This window comes from Methanosphaerula subterraneus (assembly GCF_052055875.1).
GTDB lineage: Archaea > Halobacteriota > Methanomicrobia > Methanomicrobiales > Methanospirillaceae > Methanosphaerula > Methanosphaerula subterraneus.
Genome location: NZ_CP170508.1, coordinates 1,750,204 through 1,769,508 on the forward strand (window position 1 = coordinate 1,750,204; position 19,305 = coordinate 1,769,508).

General features: G+C 61.6%; 16 protein-coding genes. 5 read left to right on the forward strand and 11 right to left on the reverse strand.

What is annotated here, in order from left to right; all coding sequences use genetic code 11:
* From ACFKSJ_RS08485 to ACFKSJ_RS08500, 4 genes are all read right to left on the reverse strand, one after another.
* Nucleotides 1-1,251: a 3-isopropylmalate dehydratase large subunit gene (locus tag ACFKSJ_RS08485; RefSeq protein ID WP_440949368.1), complete on the reverse strand. Its 1,251-nt coding sequence runs from the start codon at nt 1,249-1,251 to the stop codon at nt 1-3.
* 75 nt (nt 1,252-1,326) lie between these two features.
* A complete protein-coding gene (locus ACFKSJ_RS08490; RefSeq protein WP_440949369.1) occupies nt 1,327-3,330 on the reverse strand; it encodes a DEAD/DEAH box helicase in 2,004 nt (667 codons plus the stop codon).
* Nucleotides 3,327-4,136, reverse strand: a complete 810-nt coding sequence (locus tag ACFKSJ_RS08495) for a DUF7839 domain-containing protein (protein WP_440949370.1) — start codon at nt 4,134-4,136, stop codon at nt 3,327-3,329. The genes ACFKSJ_RS08490 and ACFKSJ_RS08495 overlap by 4 nt, the downstream gene beginning before the upstream one ends.
* On the reverse strand, nt 4,120-4,632 hold the full coding sequence (locus tag ACFKSJ_RS08500) for an ArsR family transcriptional regulator (RefSeq protein ID WP_440949371.1): 513 nt from the start codon (nt 4,630-4,632) through the stop codon (nt 4,120-4,122). Before ACFKSJ_RS08500 ends, ACFKSJ_RS08495 begins: the two co-directional genes overlap by 17 nt.
* A 50-nt stretch (nt 4,633-4,682) precedes the next feature.
* On the opposite strand from ACFKSJ_RS08500, the gene hypF reads away from it, so the two are divergent.
* The gene (gene hypF / locus ACFKSJ_RS08505) at nt 4,683-6,938 is read left to right on the forward strand and encodes a carbamoyltransferase HypF (protein ID WP_440949372.1); all 2,256 of its coding nucleotides are present in this window, start codon (nt 4,683-4,685) and stop codon (nt 6,936-6,938) included.
* Here the strand turns inward: hypF and ACFKSJ_RS08510 are convergent, their stop codons facing one another.
* Nucleotides 6,939-7,745: an amino acid kinase family protein gene (locus tag ACFKSJ_RS08510; RefSeq protein WP_440949373.1), complete on the reverse strand. Its 807-nt coding sequence runs from the start codon at nt 7,743-7,745 to the stop codon at nt 6,939-6,941.
* Between the two features lie 85 nt (nt 7,746-7,830).
* On the opposite strand from ACFKSJ_RS08510, the gene ACFKSJ_RS08515 reads away from it, so the two are divergent.
* On the forward strand, nt 7,831-8,052 hold the full coding sequence (locus ACFKSJ_RS08515) for a hypothetical protein (protein ID WP_440949374.1): 222 nt from the start codon (nt 7,831-7,833) through the stop codon (nt 8,050-8,052).
* A 30-nt stretch (nt 8,053-8,082) separates the two neighbouring features.
* Nucleotides 8,083-8,433, forward strand: a complete 351-nt coding sequence (locus tag ACFKSJ_RS08520; RefSeq protein WP_440949375.1) for a hypothetical protein — start codon at nt 8,083-8,085, stop codon at nt 8,431-8,433.
* Here ACFKSJ_RS08520 and wtpA read toward each other — a convergent pair whose 3' ends face one another.
* The 6 genes from wtpA to ACFKSJ_RS08550 form a co-directional block, all read right to left on the reverse strand.
* Nucleotides 8,434-9,456, reverse strand: coding sequence for a tungstate ABC transporter substrate-binding protein WtpA (gene wtpA, locus ACFKSJ_RS08525; RefSeq protein ID WP_440949376.1), 1,023 nt, complete (start codon nt 9,454-9,456; stop codon nt 8,434-8,436). It lies immediately after the preceding gene.
* On the reverse strand, nt 9,447-10,004 hold the full coding sequence (locus ACFKSJ_RS08530) for a molybdopterin-dependent oxidoreductase (protein WP_440949377.1): 558 nt from the start codon (nt 10,002-10,004) through the stop codon (nt 9,447-9,449). The genes wtpA and ACFKSJ_RS08530 overlap by 10 nt, the downstream gene beginning before the upstream one ends.
* Before the next feature lies 1 nt (nt 10,005).
* A complete protein-coding gene (locus ACFKSJ_RS08535) occupies nt 10,006-10,893 on the reverse strand; it encodes an argininosuccinate synthase (protein WP_440949378.1) in 888 nt (295 codons plus the stop codon).
* Nucleotides 10,894-10,911: 18 nt separating this feature from the next.
* Complete coding sequence (locus tag ACFKSJ_RS08540) at nt 10,912-12,417, reverse strand: hypothetical protein (protein WP_440949379.1); 1,506 nt, start codon at nt 12,415-12,417, stop codon at nt 10,912-10,914.
* 8 nt (nt 12,418-12,425) lie between these two features.
* Nucleotides 12,426-16,145 (reverse strand): carbohydrate-binding protein, encoded by a 3,720-nt coding sequence (locus tag ACFKSJ_RS08545; RefSeq protein ID WP_440949380.1) that lies wholly within the window; start codon nt 16,143-16,145, stop codon nt 12,426-12,428.
* Nucleotides 16,146-16,308: 163 nt separating this feature from the next.
* Entirely contained in the window at nt 16,309-17,241 is a 933-nt protein-coding gene (locus tag ACFKSJ_RS08550; RefSeq protein ID WP_440949381.1) for a hypothetical protein, read from the reverse strand.
* A gap of 643 nt (nt 17,242-17,884) precedes the next feature.
* Here ACFKSJ_RS08550 and ACFKSJ_RS08555 point away from each other — a divergent pair.
* On the forward strand, nt 17,885-18,865 hold the full coding sequence (locus tag ACFKSJ_RS08555) for a hypothetical protein (RefSeq protein WP_440949382.1): 981 nt from the start codon (nt 17,885-17,887) through the stop codon (nt 18,863-18,865).
* A complete protein-coding gene (locus ACFKSJ_RS08560) occupies nt 18,862-19,305 on the forward strand; it encodes a tetratricopeptide repeat protein (RefSeq protein ID WP_440949383.1) in 444 nt (147 codons plus the stop codon). Before ACFKSJ_RS08555 ends, ACFKSJ_RS08560 begins: the two co-directional genes overlap by 4 nt.

Below are 19,305 nucleotides of genomic sequence, written 5' to 3' on the forward strand. Positions count from 1 at the left end.
TCACACCTCCCTCGGGTCGGTGATCACACCGGTGATCGCACTCGCCGCCGCCGTCGCTGCCGAGGCCAGATATACTGACCCCTCGGTCGACCCCTGCCGGCCCCGGAAGTTCCGGTTCGAGGTGGAGAGCGAAGCCTCGCCCGGACCGATCAGCCCGAACGCCCCGCCCATGCACGGCCCGCAGCACGGCGCCTCGACCATTGCCCCGGCCTCGACGAACCGTTCGATCAGCCCGGCCCGCAGCGTCTTTAAGTATTCGTCCCGCGAGGCCGGGATCACGATCACCCGGAGGTCTTCAGAGAAGGACCGGTCTCCAAGGACGGCCGCGGCCTCAGCGAGGTCCTCGAACCGTCCGTTGGTGCACGACCCGATGAAGACCTGGTCGAGGTGCGTTCCTGCCACCTCGGTCACGTCGACCACGTGGTCCACGTTGTGCGGAACAGCGACTTGGGGCGCAAGATCGGTCACATCGTACCGGCGCTGGTCGACAAAGGTCGCGTCCTCGTCACTGTCAAGGTCAAACGGCGTGACCTGCCGCCGGGATTTCATATAGTCCCAGGTCACCTGGTCGGGCGGGACGATCCCCGCCTTGGCGCCCATCTCGATGGCCATATTCGAAAGGGTCATCCTGCCGGACATGTCCATGCCCCGGATCGTCGGCCCGGTGAACTCCACCGCCTTGTAGGTGGCTCCGTCAGCACCGATATCCCCAATGATCGAGAGGATCAGATCCTTTGGCCCGACCCGGTGCTGGAAGGCACCGTCGATGGTCATCCGGATCGTTTCAGGCACCCGGAAGTAGAGTGCCCCGAACTTCAGGACAAATCCCATGTCGGTCGAGCCGATGCCGGTTGCAAACGCCCCTGCAGCACCATACATACAGGTATGCGAGTCGGACCCGACCACGATCTCACCAGGTCCGGCCCGCCCTTTCTCAAGGACCACCTGGTGGCAGACCCCCTCGTGGAGGTCATAGTTGTGGATTCCCTGCTCTGCTGCGAACTTCCGCATCATCTGATGATTCCCTGCGGCTGCAATGGAATCTGCGGGGATCTGGTGATCAAAGAGCATGATCACCCCCTTTGGATCAAAGACCTTCGTGCCACCCATCTGGTAAAAGGTCTGAATGGCAAGCGGGCCCGTGATGTCATGGATCATCGCTGCATCTATCGGAGCCATCACCACGTCGCCTGCGTGGACCGGCCTACCGCATCTGGATGAGAATATCTTCTCCGCTATTGTTGCTCCCATTGCATTCATCCCCTGGCCTGTGGTCAGGTACTGTAGTCATTGGAGACGAACCAGATTAATCTTCACTCTTCTGCATCACGCTTCTTCGCAGTGAAGCTCGGTGAGGATCTCGATCGGGTCGTCCACCTTCTCGACCAGTTTGAGGATCGCAAGCAGCCGTTCGACCCCGATGAAGTGCGAGGCCATCACCCGGGAGAGGTCGGTCAGCTGGATCCTTCCGTTCTCCCGTTTGATCAGGCGGTTGTCGAGCATCAGGTCGAGGACCGGTTCGGTGGACCCGACCATCGTCCCTTCGATCCGCTGCAACGCCTCCGGATCACCCCTGCAGACGATTGCATTCGCCACGAACTCCTCGGACGATGCCTCGATGTCGTACTCGGGGGCGACCTCCTCCATCTCGCCCTTCAGCAGTCGGAGCGCCACCTCCTCCTCGGTCCCCTGCGCCTCCCGCGAGTAGGTGGCCCCGGGTTCGGCGAGGATCACGACCCTCCCCTGGTCATGGAAGTCGGGCCGGCCGGCACGCCCGGACATCTGGCTGAACTCCTGCACGCTCAACCAGGAGATCCCCATAGCAAGGGCATCGAAGACCACCTGCGAGGCGGGAAAGTCCACACCGGCCCCGAGGGCCGCGGTGGTGATCACGCCGGCCAGCTTGCCGCGGGTGAACTTATCCTCCACCTCCCGCCGCTCCTGGGCGGTCAGCCCGGCGTGGTAGGCGGCCACGTGTTTACCGACCTTATCGGCGATCAGGTGGCAGCGTGCCCGGGAGTTGGTGAAGACGATCGACTGGCCGTGGTAGCCCTTGGAGGAGATCTTCTTGTACTCCTCCTCGATCAGCCGCTTGATCGCCGGGATCTTCTCCTTCTTCTCGAGGAACATCAGGTGCCGGTCCAGTGCGACCGGCCGGTCGGCATACTGGACCAGGGTCGCGTTCAGTTTCTTGGCCAGCACCTTTGGCGACCCTATCGTCGCCGAGAGGTACAGGAACTGGGCGTTCGGGGCCTGGTACTTCAGCCGTGCGATCAGCCCGTCGAGCCGGTGGCCCCGGTCCTGGTCCTCGAGCATCTGCACCTCGTCGATCACCACCGTCCCGATATCGCCGAGGTTTCTGCCGAGCCGGAGCTGGTGGTCGACCCCCTCGTACGTCCCGACCAGGATCGGGGATCTCGGATCGCGCACCGCATCCACCTTCGTCTCGCGGAGGTGGATCCGGGACTGCCCGATCTGCAGCGACGTCTGCGCGATATCCCGGTACCGTTCAGAGAAACGTCGGTACTTCTGCGTCGCCAGCGCGACCAGCGGGACCAGGAAGAGGAGTCGACCCCGTCCTTCAAGGTAGTTCTTCAGCCCGGCCATCTCGCCGATGAAGGTCTTGCCACTGGCTGTCGCTGATACGACCAGCAGGTCCTTGCCGAAGAGGAGCCCGGCCTCGACCGCCAGCTGCTGCGCCGGCATCAGGGACTCGACCTGTGCGACATCGACGAACTTCCGCGGGAGCGGCAGCTCCTCGAGACGAGTGGTCTGCTGGATCGGCTGCGCCTCGATCCGATCGAAGAGAGTCTGCTTGCCCTGTTTCTTATCGGGCAACAGGGTCGCGATCACCCGATCCAGGTCCCGGTATTTGGCGAGCAGGTCATCGAGATGGCCGAGGGCTCCACGCCCCATGTGGTTCAGATGGACCAGTTCGCGCCGCATTTCCCGGCGGGCGCAGGGGAGACAGATCAGTTCTCTGCCGTACTTCACTGCCTGCCCCTGATCGATCGGGGTCACCTTGTCCTCCAGCAGACAGAGCCGGCAACAGTGGACTGGTGCCCACTTCACCTGGATATCCGACAGAAACGATCCGAAGGCCTGGTCGTTTCTGGTCATATGGACCGTCGAGGACCGAAGAAGCGCGACCAGTTCCTTGCTCGGGGTGTTCCGATACTCACGGCTGCCAGACCGCCTGAGACGGTAGTCCTTCGGCCGGATCCCCTTCGGGGTCTCTGCCAGGACGACCACACCGACAGCTCTGACATGCCTGCCATCTGAGAATATCAGCCGATAATCTGCCCGCTGGGGTTGTACAATGATGATCATACTCTGATCAGATCATGGATTCTATAGGTCAGCCCGACGTCCTCCAGCCTCTTGAGAAATTCAGTGAACTCCTCGTCGACGATGAACATCGCGCAGTCCAGACCATGGAATGCCGCTTCGATCACCCCTTCCCGGGCGCCGAAGAACATGTCTGCCTGCCTGCCTCCACTCTTCAGGGTGATATACGCCTCCAGCCCGACTGCTGCGATGACCTTTACGCTCCCGAGCACCTCCTGCAGGGCATCGGGATTGACCATCCGGGAGCCGCCCCGCTGGATCCTGGGCACCTTGCAGACATGGATCACCCCCTCATGATGGTCGATGATCCCGTTCAGCCGGGTCACACCGACGTCCTCGCCGGCGGCGGTCTCCTCGATCACCTGACCGCTCGCGGTCTGCTGCCCTCTGCCGGCATACAGCCACCCGTCCTTCATATACACGCCGACCACTTCACCTTTGTGGAGATCGGCGTCGGCGATCGCGGTCCAGACCGAGACCTGCTGGATCAGGTCCCGCCTGATGTGGCGGGCATAGGCCTCGAGCTCCTCCGCATTGTTCAGCACCCACTCGATCCCTGCCCGGGTCACCTCGTACCGGCCACGGCCGTAGGCGCTGACCATTCCATCCTCGACCAGTTCGCGGATATACTCTGATACCGCCTGCGGGGTCACCCCGAGCTTGTCCGCGATCTCGAGCTGTCTGACCGCCGGCTGGTGTTCGGCGACCTCAACCAGGATCTGAAAGCGTGTAACCTCACGCTTGGACCGTAAAATTGTGGTTGACCGGACGTTATCTGGTTCCGTCAAGCAGCACCAGTCCCTGCCCCTTCACATCCATCTTATGGCTCCGCTTTGCGAGGCCACGGATGAACATCGGGCTGACATCGAACTTGCGCGCCAGGTCATTGATCGAGACGTTCCCCTGCTCTATCTCGCCCTCGACCTGTTCTACCACAGCCCGGAGTGTTTCATCGTTGGAGACCGACAGATAGAGGAGGTCGGAGAGATCGCTCATATTGCACTGGAAGTTGGCCCGGAACTTGCTGTACGTCGCCCGATACTCCCGTACAGGCTTCTGACCAGGCGCCGGCATCCGCCATTGCTCCTCGATCAGGTTCCCCTTCTTTAAGAGTTGAATGCACTCTCCGACGCCCTGATGATGCAGCTGCTGTGCCAGTTCCTCTTCAGATAACCAGGTCTTGTTCAAGAGCTCATAGATCTGTTTATATTTTGAGTCATTGAACGTTATGAGAAGCGGAACCAGTTCAACAGGATCATTGACTATCCGAATATGGCCTGTCAAGCAAAAACCCTCAGTATATATTGTCGTATAAATCAATAAAGGTTTCAGACTTGAATGAAGACTGCGGGACCATCAGGGTACGGGGAATCGTGCAGGGTGTCGGCTTCCGCCCGTACGTCTACGCCATGGCGGTCGCGCTTGGTATCAGGGGCACCGTCAGAAATCTCGGCAGTGAAGTCGAGATTTTGGCAACAGGGCCCCATTTCGACCAGTTCGTCGCCGCCATCAGGAAGGGACCGCCCCGGGCGGTGATCGACAGTGTCACCATCACGCCGCTGACGACCGGCCCGGTCCCCGACAATTTTTCGATCCTTACGAGCAGCGAGGGCGCGCGCTCCGGGATGATCCCGCCCGACATCGCTATCTGTGACGAATGCCTCGCTGACATCGCAGACCCGGCGAGCCGGTACTATCGGTACTGGGCGACCTCCTGCGTGAACTGCGGGCCACGGTACAGCATCCTCGACCAGCTTCCCTACGACCGGCAGCGGACCACAATGGACGCGTTCCCGGTCTGCAGAGACTGCGGGGCCGAGTACATCGATCCGTCCTCCCGACGACACCATGCCCAGACGATCGCCTGCCAGGCTTGCGGCCCCGGGGTCAGGCTGTACGACCGGGCCAGCGATGAGATCGGTGTTGATGATCCGATCGGCGAGGCCGCCGCCAGGCTTGCGGCAGGAGGAGTCGTCGCCCTGAAGGGGATCGGAGGGTTCCATATCGCCTGCACCGAGGCGACCGCACCCCTGCTGAAAGAGCGGCTCGGACGAACTGAGCAGCCGTTTGCAGTGATGGTCACCCCCGCCTGTGCCGATCGGATCGCACAGATCAGTGAGGCCGAGCGGCAGCAGCTGACCGGGATCGAGCACCCGATCGTGGTGCTGGTGAAGCGCGACAGAAGTGCTCTGACCGGGATCTCCAACCTCCATACGATCGGGTGTATGCTCCCGTACACCGGCCTTCATCACCTCCTCTTCTCGGCCCTCGGGAACCATGCGACCGACCTGCTGGTGATGACCAGCGCGAACATGCCGGGATACCCGATGATCACCGATCTCTCTGAGGCGGTTGCTCGCCTCTCCGGGGTCGCCGACTGCTTCCTCTCCCATGACCGGAGGATCGTGAACCGGTGCGACGACTCGGTGATCAGGGACGGGTACCTGATCAGGCTCTCCCGCGGATATGCCCCGCTGCGGACCAGAATCCCGCTCGGGGACCGGTGTATCCTTGGGGTCGGGGGTGAGCTGAACGTGAACGCGACGGTCTACCGGGACGGGTTTACCGTCACCTCCCCGCATATCGGGAACGTCAGAAACCCGAAGACTCTGCAGTACCTGGAGCAGACCGTCGAAAACCTGGGCGGACTGCTCGGTGCGGACTTCGACCTGATCGTCCATGACCTCCACCCCCAGTTCCTCTCGACCAGGTACGCAGAACAGCTCGGGGAGGAACTCGGGGCCGAGGTGATCGCCGTCCAGCACCACCGTGCCCATATCGCCGCCACCACCCAGGAGCCCTGCGTCGGGATCGCCATCGACGGGGTCGGGTACGGGGACGACCGGACGATCTGGGGCGGCGAGGTCTTCGCCGGCGAGGTCCTCCACCTGGACCGGGTCGGCCACCTGGAGGCGGTGCCGATGCCGGGCGGGGACCTGGCCACCCGGTTCCCGGAGCGGATGCTCTACGGGTTGATCCCCGACGACCAGACCCTCGACCTGCTGAGTGAACGGGGATGGTCGGAGGTGGAATGCAGAGCCCTGCAGCAGCAGGTCCAAAAGAAGATCAACACCCCGCTCACCTCATCCACCGGCCGGGTGCTGGACGCGATGGCGGCACTCCTCGGCATCTGCAGGGAACGGACCTATGACGGCGAGCCGGCGATGGTTCTCGAGTCGGTCGCTGCAGCCGGGACGCCGAGGCCCTGGGATCTCGAGTATCGAACGGAGGGCGGGGCGGAGATCCTCTCCACCCGGGGGCTGGCCAGGGAGGCCCTCAGCGAGTACCTGACCTTCGACCGACCCGGGACGAGCCGTGGGCAGCAGCAGCGGGCAGACCTGGCAGCCTCGGTCCAGTACAACCTGGCCCGGGGGATCGCCGGGATGGCGGTTTCGGCTGCAGACGAACATGGACTCCGGGTGGTGGCCCTCAGCGGCGGGGTCGCGATCAATGCGATGATCCGCGAGACGATCCGTGCCACCGTCTGCGAGCACGGACTGACCTTCCAGATGAACGATCGTTATCCACCCGGAGACGGGTGCGTCTCATTCGGACAGGTTGTATACGGCGGAAAAAAAAGTCAGGGCTGATCAGGCCCGGATGATCGTCCCGACCGGCTCCCCGTTGACGGCCCGGGTGATCATACCGGACTGATGACAGTTGACGATCTGCACCTCTTTCATATGCACCGCTTCGGTGAGCAGCTGGAGCACCATCGGTTCGATGACCAGGTCAGGGAGATCCATCTCTATCAGTTCTGCTGCGGTGACCGAGGGGATGAACGTTGCATCAGGGTCGGTCTCAGGGTTGTCGGTATACAGCCCGTCCACGTTCTTGCCGATGATGCACCGCTTCGCCCCGAGCACCTCGGCCATCAGAAACGCACCGGTATCGGTCCGGTGCGGGGGGATGTGACCATGCCTGGACGGATGCTCATAGAGCCCGTACGGTGGGGTGCCATGGATCACCGGCAGCAGCCCGAGTTTGAGGCTGCTGGGGAGTTCGAGCAGGTCGGTGCTGTGGATCCGGATGCCGTTGTACTTGGAGAGGAGGAGCGAGACCATGATCGCGTTCTGTTCGCTGATCTTCGCTGAGAGCTCGGCCAGCACCCCGGTGGGCATTCCGAGATCGGTCCCGACATCCATGATATGCCGGACCCGACCGCCCCCGCCGGTCACGACCAGCAGCTGATTCTCACGTGAGAGGGCACCGATCTCCTCGAGCATCGGGTACATCACCGCCCTCCCATAGTCTATCGCTCCGTGCCCGCCGATCTTGATCACGTTCAGGTCAGGGGCGATCCTGATCGTCTCGCCACCTGACCGCTGGTCCAGCAGTTCTCTCCGTACTAGCGTCTCTCCCTGGAGACGGGATCGCAGTTCTTTTCGCTGATGCATGGTCAATCAGATACTCCTATATAGGAGATATGACTTAAGGATGAGTATATCAACTGGTATAACAGTTGATACAAGGGTGAAACAGATGAAGATCTATGCCAGAGAACGAACCAAGGTCGGGGAAGGGGTCAAGCAGCCCCGGTACACGATCCTTGCCGTGAGCGGGGGCGACCTCAAGGTCTTTGCCCACCACTTCAGAAAGACCGAACTCGAAGAGATCGCAAAAGACTGCGGTGCTGACCTGGTCTACCTCAAAGAGATGCCTGAGGGCGAACACGGTAAGCGCAAGGGCCAGAAGGATATCTGAAACAAAATGACCAGGAACCGGTGATATTTTTTGGCGCAACTCGATCTCCCGATGATCCTCGACGCAGTGCTCCGGATCCTCCTCGTCGAGGAGGAGAGCATTGCGCTGACCTTCACCGGGTCCGGGGTCTTCTTCAAATTCCCGACGACCAGGCATATCGCCGAGTATCTGAAGGTTCCACACTATTATGTGCTCCCGCTCTTCGGGATGCTTGAGAAGCAGCAGCTGATCACCAAGGCCGAGCGGGTCGGGATCATGACCACGGCCGAAGGTTCGACCGAACTGATGGTCCTACTCGACCGGGACTACCGGGAGCAGGGGATCGCCCTGCTCGGTCCGGTGATCTACAGGGAACTGCAGCAGAACCTGCTCAGAGACTGATCATAGGGCATGCTCCACCGGAGAGAGGGGCGCCGGCCAGTTCTGGCGCCCTTCACCGGTAGCGTTGATCAGGGCCGCGGCAAACTGTTTTGCATCAGCGGGGTGCGGGGCGGTCGACGGCACGGTGACCGCATAGACGATCGGGGTGCCGGTCCGCTCGGCTCCAATCACACTGAACCGCTGGACGCCGGGGTCCACCCTGACGGTGCTGTACTGGTCCAGGGCCTCCTGGCTGCCGAGGTTGATCGCAGCAGGCAGGGCGATCGACCTGAGGTGATGCTCGTCTGCCACACTCTTATATTCGAACGCGTAGTCGATCCCGCCAGCCTCCAGCAGAGAGAGGAGGAAGAGGCTGCTGTCCCGGACCACCAGCCTGCCGTCGGTCCTGGGTACCGGCGCAAGGGTGATCGTACGGTTTGTTCCATCCCTGACCTGATGCACCGGCGGGTCGAAGTGATCGCCGGCAAGGGTATCGAAGAGGCCGGCGTCCCTGTAGTAGCCTTCAGCGAGCATCATCAGCATCAGCGCCCGGTACCCTGAGGCGTCGAGCTTCGGGTCTGAGATTCCGATCCGGACATCCGGGTTGGAGAGGAGCGTCGGCCAGTTCTCAGCGGTCACCTGGTCCGCGTACATGCTCTGGTTGGTGAACGCCAGCACCATCTCGTTGGTCGCAAAGGTGGTGTAGGAGGTGGCGGACGGGGTCGACCCGCCCATCAGGTCAGGGACCAGGTCGGCGTCGGCCACCACGACCAGGTCGAACGGGCGGTGAAGATCGGTCACCTGCCGGACCGCCTGGATCGAACCATGCCCCTCGATCTGCACATCGATATCTGGATGCAAAGCCATGTACTCTGCTGCGACCGTGGTGCTGGGACCGATCATACTCCCGGCCACGACTACGTTCAGCGTGGTCTTCTGCTGGCCGGGCAGGGTGCACCCGGCTGTGATCAGCAGCAGGGCCAGCAGGACTGCCGGCAGCAGAGCCGGCAGGGAAGATGAGGGGGACGGCCGGATCATGACCATATCTCGAGGGTACTCACCCACTTCACCCAGTCACTCCCTTCGGTGATCACCTGGGTGTCGTCCTGGGTCAGGATCGCGATCCGAAACGGTCCCCCCTGCTCCTGAGTGAGGGGCTGGCCATCCTGCTCGTACATCAGCACCGGGATCAGGTTCGGCGACGGGATCTCTTTGAGATCAGGCGAGAAGGTGATGAAACCCTCTCCATGCGTCTGGTTGTAATCGAAGACCCACATGTAGCCATCAGGGGCAGAGACCCGGAGGGTCTGATTCTCTCCCATTCCCCCGGCAGCCTCGCAGAGGATGGTCAGGGGCACCCCTTTGATGGTGAACGGTCCTGACTTGATCCCGGTCGTCGAGACCGAGCCGCCGTGGCCGGTCACCGACGGGAGGGCCCGGACCTGCTGCTCGGTGAAGGTCTTGTGGATCGTGCCGTTGACGGTCAGGGCTGTCCCGCCGGCGTCTCCGGTGTACAGCATCCACCCGCCGATCCCTGCTGCGATCAGCAGGACCAGGCCGATCACGCCGATCAATCTGCGCTGGTCGATCACCTCACCGCCTCCAGAACAGCAGCACCAGCAACAGGCCGACCGGGGCCGTCATCCACGGGACCGGGCTCTTCTGGGTCGTCGGCACGGCAGTGGCATTGCTCAGGGACTTCACCGGGGCGCTGCGGTCCCCTTTGAACCCACCCTGGTAGATCCGGAGCTCGCTTATCCACTTCACCGACACCCCGCTGGTGGAGGGGAGCTGATCGTTGTAAAAGTACTGGGCGTCCTCTGGCAGCGCCTCCTTCATGTCGGCGTTGCCGAAGACATGCAACCCCTGCGGGTTGGTCGAGGCGTCGGCCATGAAGACCAGTCGCATACCGTTGTAGTAGTCAGGGACGTACCCCACCCCCTCCTTCTCACCGACGGCGGGGTTTTCACCATTGTACCAGGTGATCACCAGCGGACCGAGCCGGGGCTGGGGGTTCTCGATCGTCTCGTACCCGTACTGGACATGGTACCCGTCGACGGCCGCGATCATCACGTCATCGCCAGGGGAGATCCCGCCCATCAGGGCACAGAGGTCCCTGATCGCAGTTCCCTTCACGGCTCCGCGATCCTTGTAGTTCACGGTCTCGTTCGGATCCCACTTATCCCCGGAGAAGACCGGCCCCTGGTGGTAGTAGTGGGTCGTACCATCGCCCATGACTGGCAGATGCTGCTCCATCCACTGGTAGGTGAGCGTGGTCTGGTTCACCACCGTCACTCCGTCAGGGGCGAAGACGGTGATGTTTAAGGCTGTGGTCGGGGCGGCTGTGACGGTCCCGACCGAAAAGGCGGCGCAGCAGAGCGCGGCCAGCAGGGCGATCATCAGCCACGAGGCTGGCGACCGACGGGTACGAGCGCTGCTCGTCTGGTGAATATCTGGTTCTGAATCTGAGTATACTGTCATCATGATACCTCAATGGAGTTAGTGTACCAGGGCCCTGGTGATCCACCAGAAGGCCTCGAAGAAACTGGATGCCTGGGTCTGCAGGGGGAGAGGCCAGAGGAGGAGGGTGGAAACCCCCGTGACCAGCGGGTCGGCGTTCCCTGAGGCGCCGCCGGCGGTCAGGTTGAACGAGAGGTTCACCGACCCGGTGATCGACCGGCTCTTTGGAGACGCGGTCGTCGGCTGGAGGGAAGGCTGGATCTGACCACCGGGGGTGGTCATCAGTGCCGGGAGTTTCGGGGTGGGAGCCTGCGTCACCGTCTCCTGGCCGGTCCCAAGGGTGTAGGCGATCCCGCCGGTCAATGTCACCCCGCCGGCCGTCGTCGTGGTCGGCACGGAGGTGGCTGCGCTCAGCGGAACCGCTGTGTACAGTGTCTCGATTGTGGAGATCGGAAGCGTCCCGGACGACAGAATGACCGGCTGAACAGCGGTGGTGTTCACTGTGGTGTTGTTCAGGGTGGTATTGTTCACCGGCACCACAGTCATCAGCGATGAGACGGGAATGATCCCGGCATCGGAGATCTGCTGGACGACGGTGGGGACCTGGGTGATCCCGGTCTGAACAGAGGTGGAACCCACGGTCACCGGAACCGTCGACGTTAGCGTGGCGGTCTGGGAGACACTGGTCGTGATCGGGCTGACCACCAGAGTTGTGACCGGGATCACCGAAGTGGTGGCCAGTGACGTGGCCTGGACAGTCTGCACCTGCGTAGTCTGGGGTGTCGGAGTCGGCTGGAGGGTGGTGACCACCAGGGTGGTCTGCACCGGGGCGGTGGTCTGCTGCGTGGTTATCGTCTGTGGAGCAACCGTTGAGTAGATCCTGAGTTCCTGGACCGACTGGACCGAGAGGCCGGTCGTGGTTGGGTAGACACCATTGAAGTAGTGCCACTCATCCCTGGGAATCGTGGCCTGCATATCGCTGTTCCCAAAGACATGCAGATGCCAGGGGTTCACCGAGGTGTCGGCGAAGAAGACCAGACGCATCCCGGTCTGGTACGCAGGGACCATCCCCTCATCGGCGTTGAACCAGACCAGCCCGATCGGACCCTGTCGGGCTGGCGGGGAGTATATGCTGCCATAGGTGAACTGCTTGGAGAAGCCGTCCTCGGACCTGACCTCGATCGTATCCCCCGAGGCCATCCCCCCCACCAGGTTGCAGAGGTCTTTCAGGTTGGTCCCCTTCACGGCCCCCATATCCTTCTCCTGAACATTCTTGGACTCGGTAGGGTCCCAGAGATTGGCCTGATCGAAGGTCGGGCCCTGGTGGTAGTAATGGGTGGTCCCGTCGCCAAGCACCGGCAGGTTCTGGGACATCCAGTCTGCACTGACGGTCTTCTCTGAGAGGACCGTGGTCCGGTCTGATGCGTACTTGACCAGGTGCACCTCGGTGGTCGCGGCGCCGGCGGCGATGACAACAGCACAGAGGATGATCGTGATCAGAAGAGAGAGGCGATAACGGTGAAGAGGGGGAGAAGTGGGGATCATCCCTCCAATCACCAGTTGACTGATATGTAATTATTCTTCGTGATCGTCCGGGCGGTCCCGTCCGCATCAGTGACGGTCAGTTTCACCGTGTACTGGCGCACCTCGTTGAACCAGACGCCCGGGTTCTGCTGGGTCGAGACCTGGGGGGCAGCATTCCCGCCGATGAACTCCCATTTCCAGGCGACCGGGTTGCCTGATGTCGCGTCGGTGAACCGAACAAAGAGGGACTTCTTCCCGGAGGTGGTGCTGGCCGTAAAGTCAGCGATGCCTGCTGCGGTCGGCTGTGGCGTTGGGGTCTGGACGACTCCGTCGATGAACTCCAGGTAGTTCAGGTTCTGCCCGTCACCGACAAAGGTCACCTTCAGCAGGTGCACCCCTGTCGAGAGGGGGAGCGTGGTCTGGACGGTCGCGTACCGGTCATAGTCCCCGGTGGCCGGGACGTCGATCACGGCTGCCTGCTGGCCGTCCACGGTTACCTGGATCTGCTGGCCGGCAGTCGGGCTTGAGACCCGGGCCTGCAGGGTGTAGGTGCCGGCATGGCCGACACTGATCGTATAGGTGAGCCATGCCCCGTCCCGGATCCAGCCGACATTGTTGCTCTGCTCCCAGGCATTGTACTCGATACCGACTCCATCCTCCCGGTAGACGCCGCCGGGGTTGGTGGTCCACAGGGAGTGGTACCCGACCCCTTCACCGCCGAGGTCATAGTCCTCGGCCTCGATCCTGCCCGGGAGGGTGTGGGGTTTGTAGGCCTGCCCGGTGGTCGGGGTCACCGTGGTGGTGACCGTGGGAGAGACGGTGGTGGTTGGCGTGACGGTCGGAGTCTGGACCGGGGTCCCTGTCGGGATCCCGATCAGATCGATCGTCGCCACCTTGGCGACACTGATCTTCGGGACAACTCCTGCCCCGATGAGCCGGAGCGGCCACTGCTGATCTGCAAGCGGCTGGCCGTTCAGGGTGTTTGCGATGATATAATCGCTGCTGTGAGCGATCTGTGCGCTCTGAAGGGTGGAGTTGTACCCGTCCCCTGCAGAGACCTTGACGGTGTATCCGAGGGATGCCAGCGTGTCGTTGAAGATGCCTGCACTGGCGTCATCGACCATGCCGGCCAGGTACCAGAGTGGGAGCCCCTGCCAGGTCCCGCTGAGATCCTGGTAGGTGACCGCATGCCCTGCTGCGACTGCGTCCTCGAAGGTCTGCCTGTCGATCACCTGGGTGGTGGTCCCATTCAGCCTGAGCGAGTAGGCACCGTCGTTGCTGATATGTACCCTGATGCTGACGATCGCGGTCGCATTATCCGGGCTGCCGCCGCTCTTTCCGAAGAAGAAGGTGAGCCGATCCCCGTTCTTGAGCGGGTAGGTGCTGATACCCTCAGCAGCAGAGAAATCGTTCTTCGTTTCGCCGTTCACCTGGTAGGCCCAGGCCGTGCCGGCAGTCTTGTTGTACGGGAACTGACCGATCCCGTCGAGGAGCATCGTTCCGAGGGTGGACCACTTTTTGTCAGAGGCGTTGTACGTGAACCCGCCTGGCTGTGAGGCCGCTTCGAGGGCCCCCTGCGGGGTCAGTACATTCACCGTGTGCATCTGGCCCGAGTTGTAGGCCAGGGCAGAGAAGTTCCCGCTGACCAGCGTCACGTCCCCGTCATAGATGACAGTCTGCTGTGGGATCCGGACGGTGACCCGGATCACGGCCGTTGCACTCGCCAGAGAGCCGCCGGAGAGGCCGTAATAGAAGACGAGGTTGTCCCCGTCATGGAGGCGGTAGACACTGATCCCCTGAGGCGAGGAGAAGTCGTTCATCGCTGCCCCGTTGAGGGTGTATGCCCAGCCGTGGGTGGTGTCCTTGTTGTAGGTCCCGATTCCGTCGAGGAGCATCGTCCCCATCGTCGCCCACTTCTTGTCGGTCACATTGCAGGTGAGCCCGACTGTCCGGGTTGCCGCATCGAGCGCACCCTGGGGGGTCAGCGAATCGACGCTGTACGTGGTGCCCGAGTTATAGGCCGTGGCATCGAAGGTGCCGGTCTTCAAGGTGACCGCCCCATCAAAGAGGATGGCGGCCCCATCCGAGCCGGTCGGCTCTGGGGTGACGGTCGTGGTGGGTGTCGGTGTCGGTTCCGACGCTGGAAGACCGGTCAGTTTGATCATGGTGACGTTTCCGATGCTCTTCCCCCCGGTCGCATTGACGCCGACCAGTTTCAGCGGCCAGGTGTTCTTGCCGTTGATCTGCATAGGGAGGGGTGTCCCGTTCATCGTGTTCGCAAGGATATAATTCTTGCTCCGCTTGATCTCCTGGCTGGTGAAGTTCCGGGTGTAGCCGTCACCGGCGATCACCGAGATCGTGTACCCGGCGTCGGCCAGCGTGTCGTTGTACGCTCCGATCAGGACTTCGTGGGTTTTATCATCGTCGACCAGCCCGACAAGCCGCCAGAGCGGCAGGCCGGCCCAGACCTGCCCCTGGGTGTCGGTGTACGAGGCGCTGTGACCTCCGCAGGCTACACCTTCAGCATAGTACTGGTCGGTCATCTGCATCTCCTCGGCCCCTGAGAGGGTGAGGGTCCAGCCGGCAGAGGGAGCCGGCGTGACGGTCGCGGTCGCAGTCGGTTGTGGGGTCGGGGTTGTATCAGTGACCACCGGGATACCGTTCAGCCTGATCTCGCTGACGTTCCCGACGCTCTTCCCCCCAGTCGCATTGACGCCGACCAGCTTCAGCGGCCAGACATTCTTCCCGTTGATCTGCTCAGGCAGGGGCTTTCCGTTCAGAGAATTTGCAACGATATAATTGTCGTTCCGCTCGATCTCCTGGCTGGTGAAGTTCTTGGTGAAGCCGTCATCTGCGATCACGGAGATCGTGTACCCGGCGTCTGCCAGCGTGTCGTTGAATGAACTGCCAATATGTGAATTGTCGTCATCGACATACCCGACCAGCCGCCAGAGGGGCATCCCCTCCCAGGTGCCTGTGGCATCGGTATAGGTGGTGCGATGAGTGGACCAGGAGAGGCCCTGCTCAAAATACTCCATCGATATATCCTGGGAGATCGCACCGTTCAGATGAAGGGTCCAGCCCTTCGCAGGGGTGGTATAGATCTCGATCTTCGCGATGTCACGGTTACCGAACCCTGCCGCTGACGGGTAGTTCCCGACGCCGCCGTACCAGTGCTGGTACTTCTCGTCAAAGCAGGCCCTCATATCCTCGTGGCCGAAGACGTGCAGCCCCTGCGGGTTCACCGAGGTGTCTGCCAGGAAGAAGAGGCGCATCCCGTCACTGTACGAGTACTGCTGACCAGCATTCCACCAGGCCAGCACCGCCGGCCCCTGTCGGGACTGCGGGTTATAGACGTTGTCGTACGGGAGTGCCACCTGGTACCCATCCGACGCGGTCAGTTCGATCTCGTCCCCGGGGGACATCCCGCCGACCAGGTTGCAGAGGTCCTTGATGTCGGTCCCCTTGATCGTCTCGTTCACCTTGTCGAAGTTCTTATCCTCGGCAGGATTCCACTTGTCGCTCCCGTCGAGGATCGGCCCCTGCATGATGTACGGGGTATTCCCGTCACCCATCACCGGCAGGTGCTGCTCCATCCAGGTGGACGTCACCGTCTCCTGGTCGATTACTGTCTTTCCATCCCCCTGGTACTTGATGATCTCAAGCTGGGTGGTCTGTGCCGAGACCGGCACGGCAAAAACCAGCAGAAGTACGCAGAGGACCACCGCAGATCCATACGTTCTGAACATTCACGCTCTCCCATGCTGCCAGATAATGACCACTACCAGTACAAGTTGGGATGGTAGAATCGATCCGGCAGATAGTGTAGGGGAATGTCCCCCTTCTTATGTAAAAAGATTCTGATTTAGTTTTGAGTTAATTAAGTAAAATTAACTAATCGAATAGATGGGTTTAGAGCATGTTGAAGAGCCGGACGATATCGTTGAAGTCGATCTGTCCGTTTTTGTTGAAGTCGAACGCACTGAGCGGCTCATTCTCTGCAATCCAGTCCATCTGGTTGAAGAAGAGTACCACATCGTTGAAGTCTGGGCCCCCGTTGCCGTTCAGATCCTCAAAGATGCCGTCGTGATCAGGGTCGGAGGGGCTAACCTGGCCTGGTGGGACCGGGAGGACTGACGGGGTGGTCGGCTGCGGGGCCATCGTCGAGTAGATCCTGATCTCCTGGACCGACTGGACTGAGAGGCCTGTCGTGGTCGGGTAGATGTCGAAGTAGTGCCACTCATCCTCCGGGATGGTGGCCCCCATATCGCTGTTCCCAAAGACATGCAGCTGCCAGGGGTTCACCGAGGTGTCGGCAAAGAAGACCAGACGCATCCCGATCTGGTACTTGGGGACCATCCCCTCATCGGCCTTGTACCAGACCAGCCCGATCGGGCCCTGCCGGGCCGGCGGAGAGTATATGCTGCCATAGGTGAACTGCTTGGAGAACCCATCCTGGGACCTGACCTCGATCGTATCCCCGAGCGTCATCCCCCCCACCAGATTGCAGAGGTCTTTCAGGTCGGTCCCCTTCACTGCCCCCATGTCCTTGTTCAACACATTCTTGGACTCGGCAGGGTCCCAGAGGTTGGCCGGATCGAAGGTCGGGCCCTGGTGATAGTAATGGGTGGTTCCGTCGCCGAGCACCGGCAGGTTCTGAGACATCCAGTCCGCACTGACGTTCTTTTCCGAGAGGATCGTTGTCCGATCTGATGCGTACTTGACCAGGTGCACTCCGGTGGTCGAAGCCGCGGAGGCCGGGAAGACCAGGAGAAGCAGGAGCCCCAGCACCAGTGCCGCCGTTCCGATATACCGATATGAAATCTCTCTTCTGCTGTCGATCATCGATCCATCTCCCAATGCAGAGCATCATTCTGCCAGGACTTTAAAAAAGATGCTGATCTGCTCGCCAGTAAACCAGATATAGTGAACCTGATTTCTTTCTCTCTACAGAACAGAAACCCGGGCAGATGCCCAGACGAGGGGTATGTGGAAAAAAGGAGTCCCTTCATCTCTTCCGCGCTGCCAGGAGGGATACCCTTCGAACGCAGGGTCTGTCGGGATGATCATGACCCCTTCCCAATCCTGATGGTGGACGCGGGCAGATCGCGCCTCCATCCGGTGAAACGGCAGATGGTTATCCCTGCGTTGACCGTCAATTCGGGACAGAAATATCCCCAATTTTTATCATCTGAGAAAGCCTTATACCCAATTCTTCCCATTATCTATACATAGAGCCTCTGCCGTTCGCATCGGGACAGCAATGATGCGACGGCCTTCTCCGAGAATCAGGAAGGCCGTCACGGCAGGTGGTGAATGGAGGCCCACCCCATCCGGGGGATCGACAGTTCGGCCCGTCAGCGGCATGACGGATCGTGTCGATCGTCTCATGGACTCCAAGGACGCCGCACCGACCGAACAGCCGCAGACGGATCACCGGCTGGAATAATCGAGGCATCGCGCCTCAGGCAACGATGCCAGGTTAGATATGACAAGCACCGTCAGGTGGATTAAAGACCAGATCGATCGACGGCTGAGATTGCTCTTTCGCGAGTACCTGGACGACGAACTGGAGAAACTCCTCCCGCTCAATGTTCATTATCAGCGGTATATCGAGAGCACGCCGGCCGATCGTCAATCACAGTATGACCACACCCTCGACCCCGCGGCACACCTGCCGCTCTTCAGTTCTCTGAAGAGCCGGCTCGTCACAGCTGGGGTTCAGGTCGATGAGATGAAGATAGACCTCGCCGACTTCGACGCCTGGCGCCGATCGGTGCCCGGCCTCGACCGGTTCTACCAGTCCTTCGGCGACATGCAGATCGAGAAGTGCCTTGAGCACTACCTCGTCGACCGGCTCCTCAAGCTCGATACCGGTGACCGGTACCTTGACATCGCATCGGCCGGCAGCCCGTGGGCGTCGGAGCTGCGGCAGCGGAAGATCGAGGCCTACCGGCTCGACCTGATCTATCCCGACGGAGTCCACGGCATGGAGATCGGCGCCAACGCCACGGCGACGGGGCTGCCCGACGGGTTCGCGACCGCGCTCTCGACCCAGTGCGCCTTCGAACTCTTTCACGGTGAGACCGATCTCGGGTTCCTCCACGAGGCCGACCGAATCCTCGCCCCCGGGGGCCGGCTGGCCGTGTTGCCGCTCTACCTCGACGACGCTTACTTCCTGCTCCAGAGCCCCTACGCCCTGCCGCCGCCAGGGGCGGATGAGCCGGAGGCGACAGTGGTCTGGCGGGACGACCATTTCCGGGCGCCGTACTCCCGCCACTACTCGCCCGAGGCATTCGCCCAGGCGATCCACGGACAGTTACCCACCGGGCTGGACGCACGGGTGTACTTCATCGGAAACCTCGAGGAGTTGATGCAGGCGCATCCCGACCAGCGGATCTACTGTTTCTATGTCCTCCACGCGACGAAGAGACTGGATCAGCCCCTGACAACGGAGGGAGGGAAATGAGGATCCCCGCCAGTGCACTCATCGTGCTGGTGATCACCGGGCTGCTGCTCGTCTCTCCGGCCGTGGCGGCCGAGACAGCACAGTACTACTTCGATCAGGGGATCGTCTTCGACGACCGCGGCCAGCACGAGAAGGCCCTCGAGGCCTACGAGCAGGGGCTTGCGATCGAGCCCGACAACGCACACCTCTGGGGGGCCAAGGGACGGACGCTGCTGATCCTGGGGCGATATCAGGAGTCCGCAGATGCGTACAACCGGTCGGTGCAGCTGGACCCCTCGCAGGAGTACGCCCGCGAAGGGGTACAGGACGCGCTCGATAAGCTCAACGGGGTATCAAACGCGACGACTACTCCCGCCGCCGGGTTGCCCTGGTGGACTGCCGTCCTCCCAATCACCGGAGCGGCAGCCATCGCAGCCCGCGGCCGGAGCCGAAGGCACTGA

Coding starts and splice junctions, on each gene's coding strand:
- ACFKSJ_RS08485 (WP_440949368.1), bottom strand. CDS start 1,251: ATGGGAGCAACAATAGCGGAGAAGATATTCTCATCCAGATGCGGTAGG.
- ACFKSJ_RS08490 (WP_440949369.1), bottom strand. CDS start 3,330: ATGATCATCATTGTACAACCCCAGCGGGCAGATTATCGGCTGATATTC.
- ACFKSJ_RS08510 (WP_440949373.1), bottom strand. CDS start 7,745: ATGCATCAGCGAAAAGAACTGCGATCCCGTCTCCAGGGAGAGACGCTA.
- ACFKSJ_RS08515 (WP_440949374.1), top strand. CDS start 7,831: ATGAAGATCTATGCCAGAGAACGAACCAAGGTCGGGGAAGGGGTCAAG.
- wtpA (WP_440949376.1), bottom strand. CDS start 9,456: ATGGTCATGATCCGGCCGTCCCCCTCATCTTCCCTGCCGGCTCTGCTG.
- ACFKSJ_RS08535 (WP_440949378.1), bottom strand. CDS start 10,893: ATGACAGTATACTCAGATTCAGAACCAGATATTCACCAGACGAGCAGC.
- ACFKSJ_RS08540 (WP_440949379.1), bottom strand. CDS start 12,417: ATGATCCCCACTTCTCCCCCTCTTCACCGTTATCGCCTCTCTCTTCTG.
- ACFKSJ_RS08545 (WP_440949380.1), bottom strand. CDS start 16,145: ATGTTCAGAACGTATGGATCTGCGGTGGTCCTCTGCGTACTTCTGCTG.
- ACFKSJ_RS08550 (WP_440949381.1), bottom strand. CDS start 17,241: ATGATCGACAGCAGAAGAGAGATTTCATATCGGTATATCGGAACGGCG.
- ACFKSJ_RS08555 (WP_440949382.1), top strand. CDS start 17,885: ATGACAAGCACCGTCAGGTGGATTAAAGACCAGATCGATCGACGGCTG.
- ACFKSJ_RS08560 (WP_440949383.1), top strand. CDS start 18,862: ATGAGGATCCCCGCCAGTGCACTCATCGTGCTGGTGATCACCGGGCTG.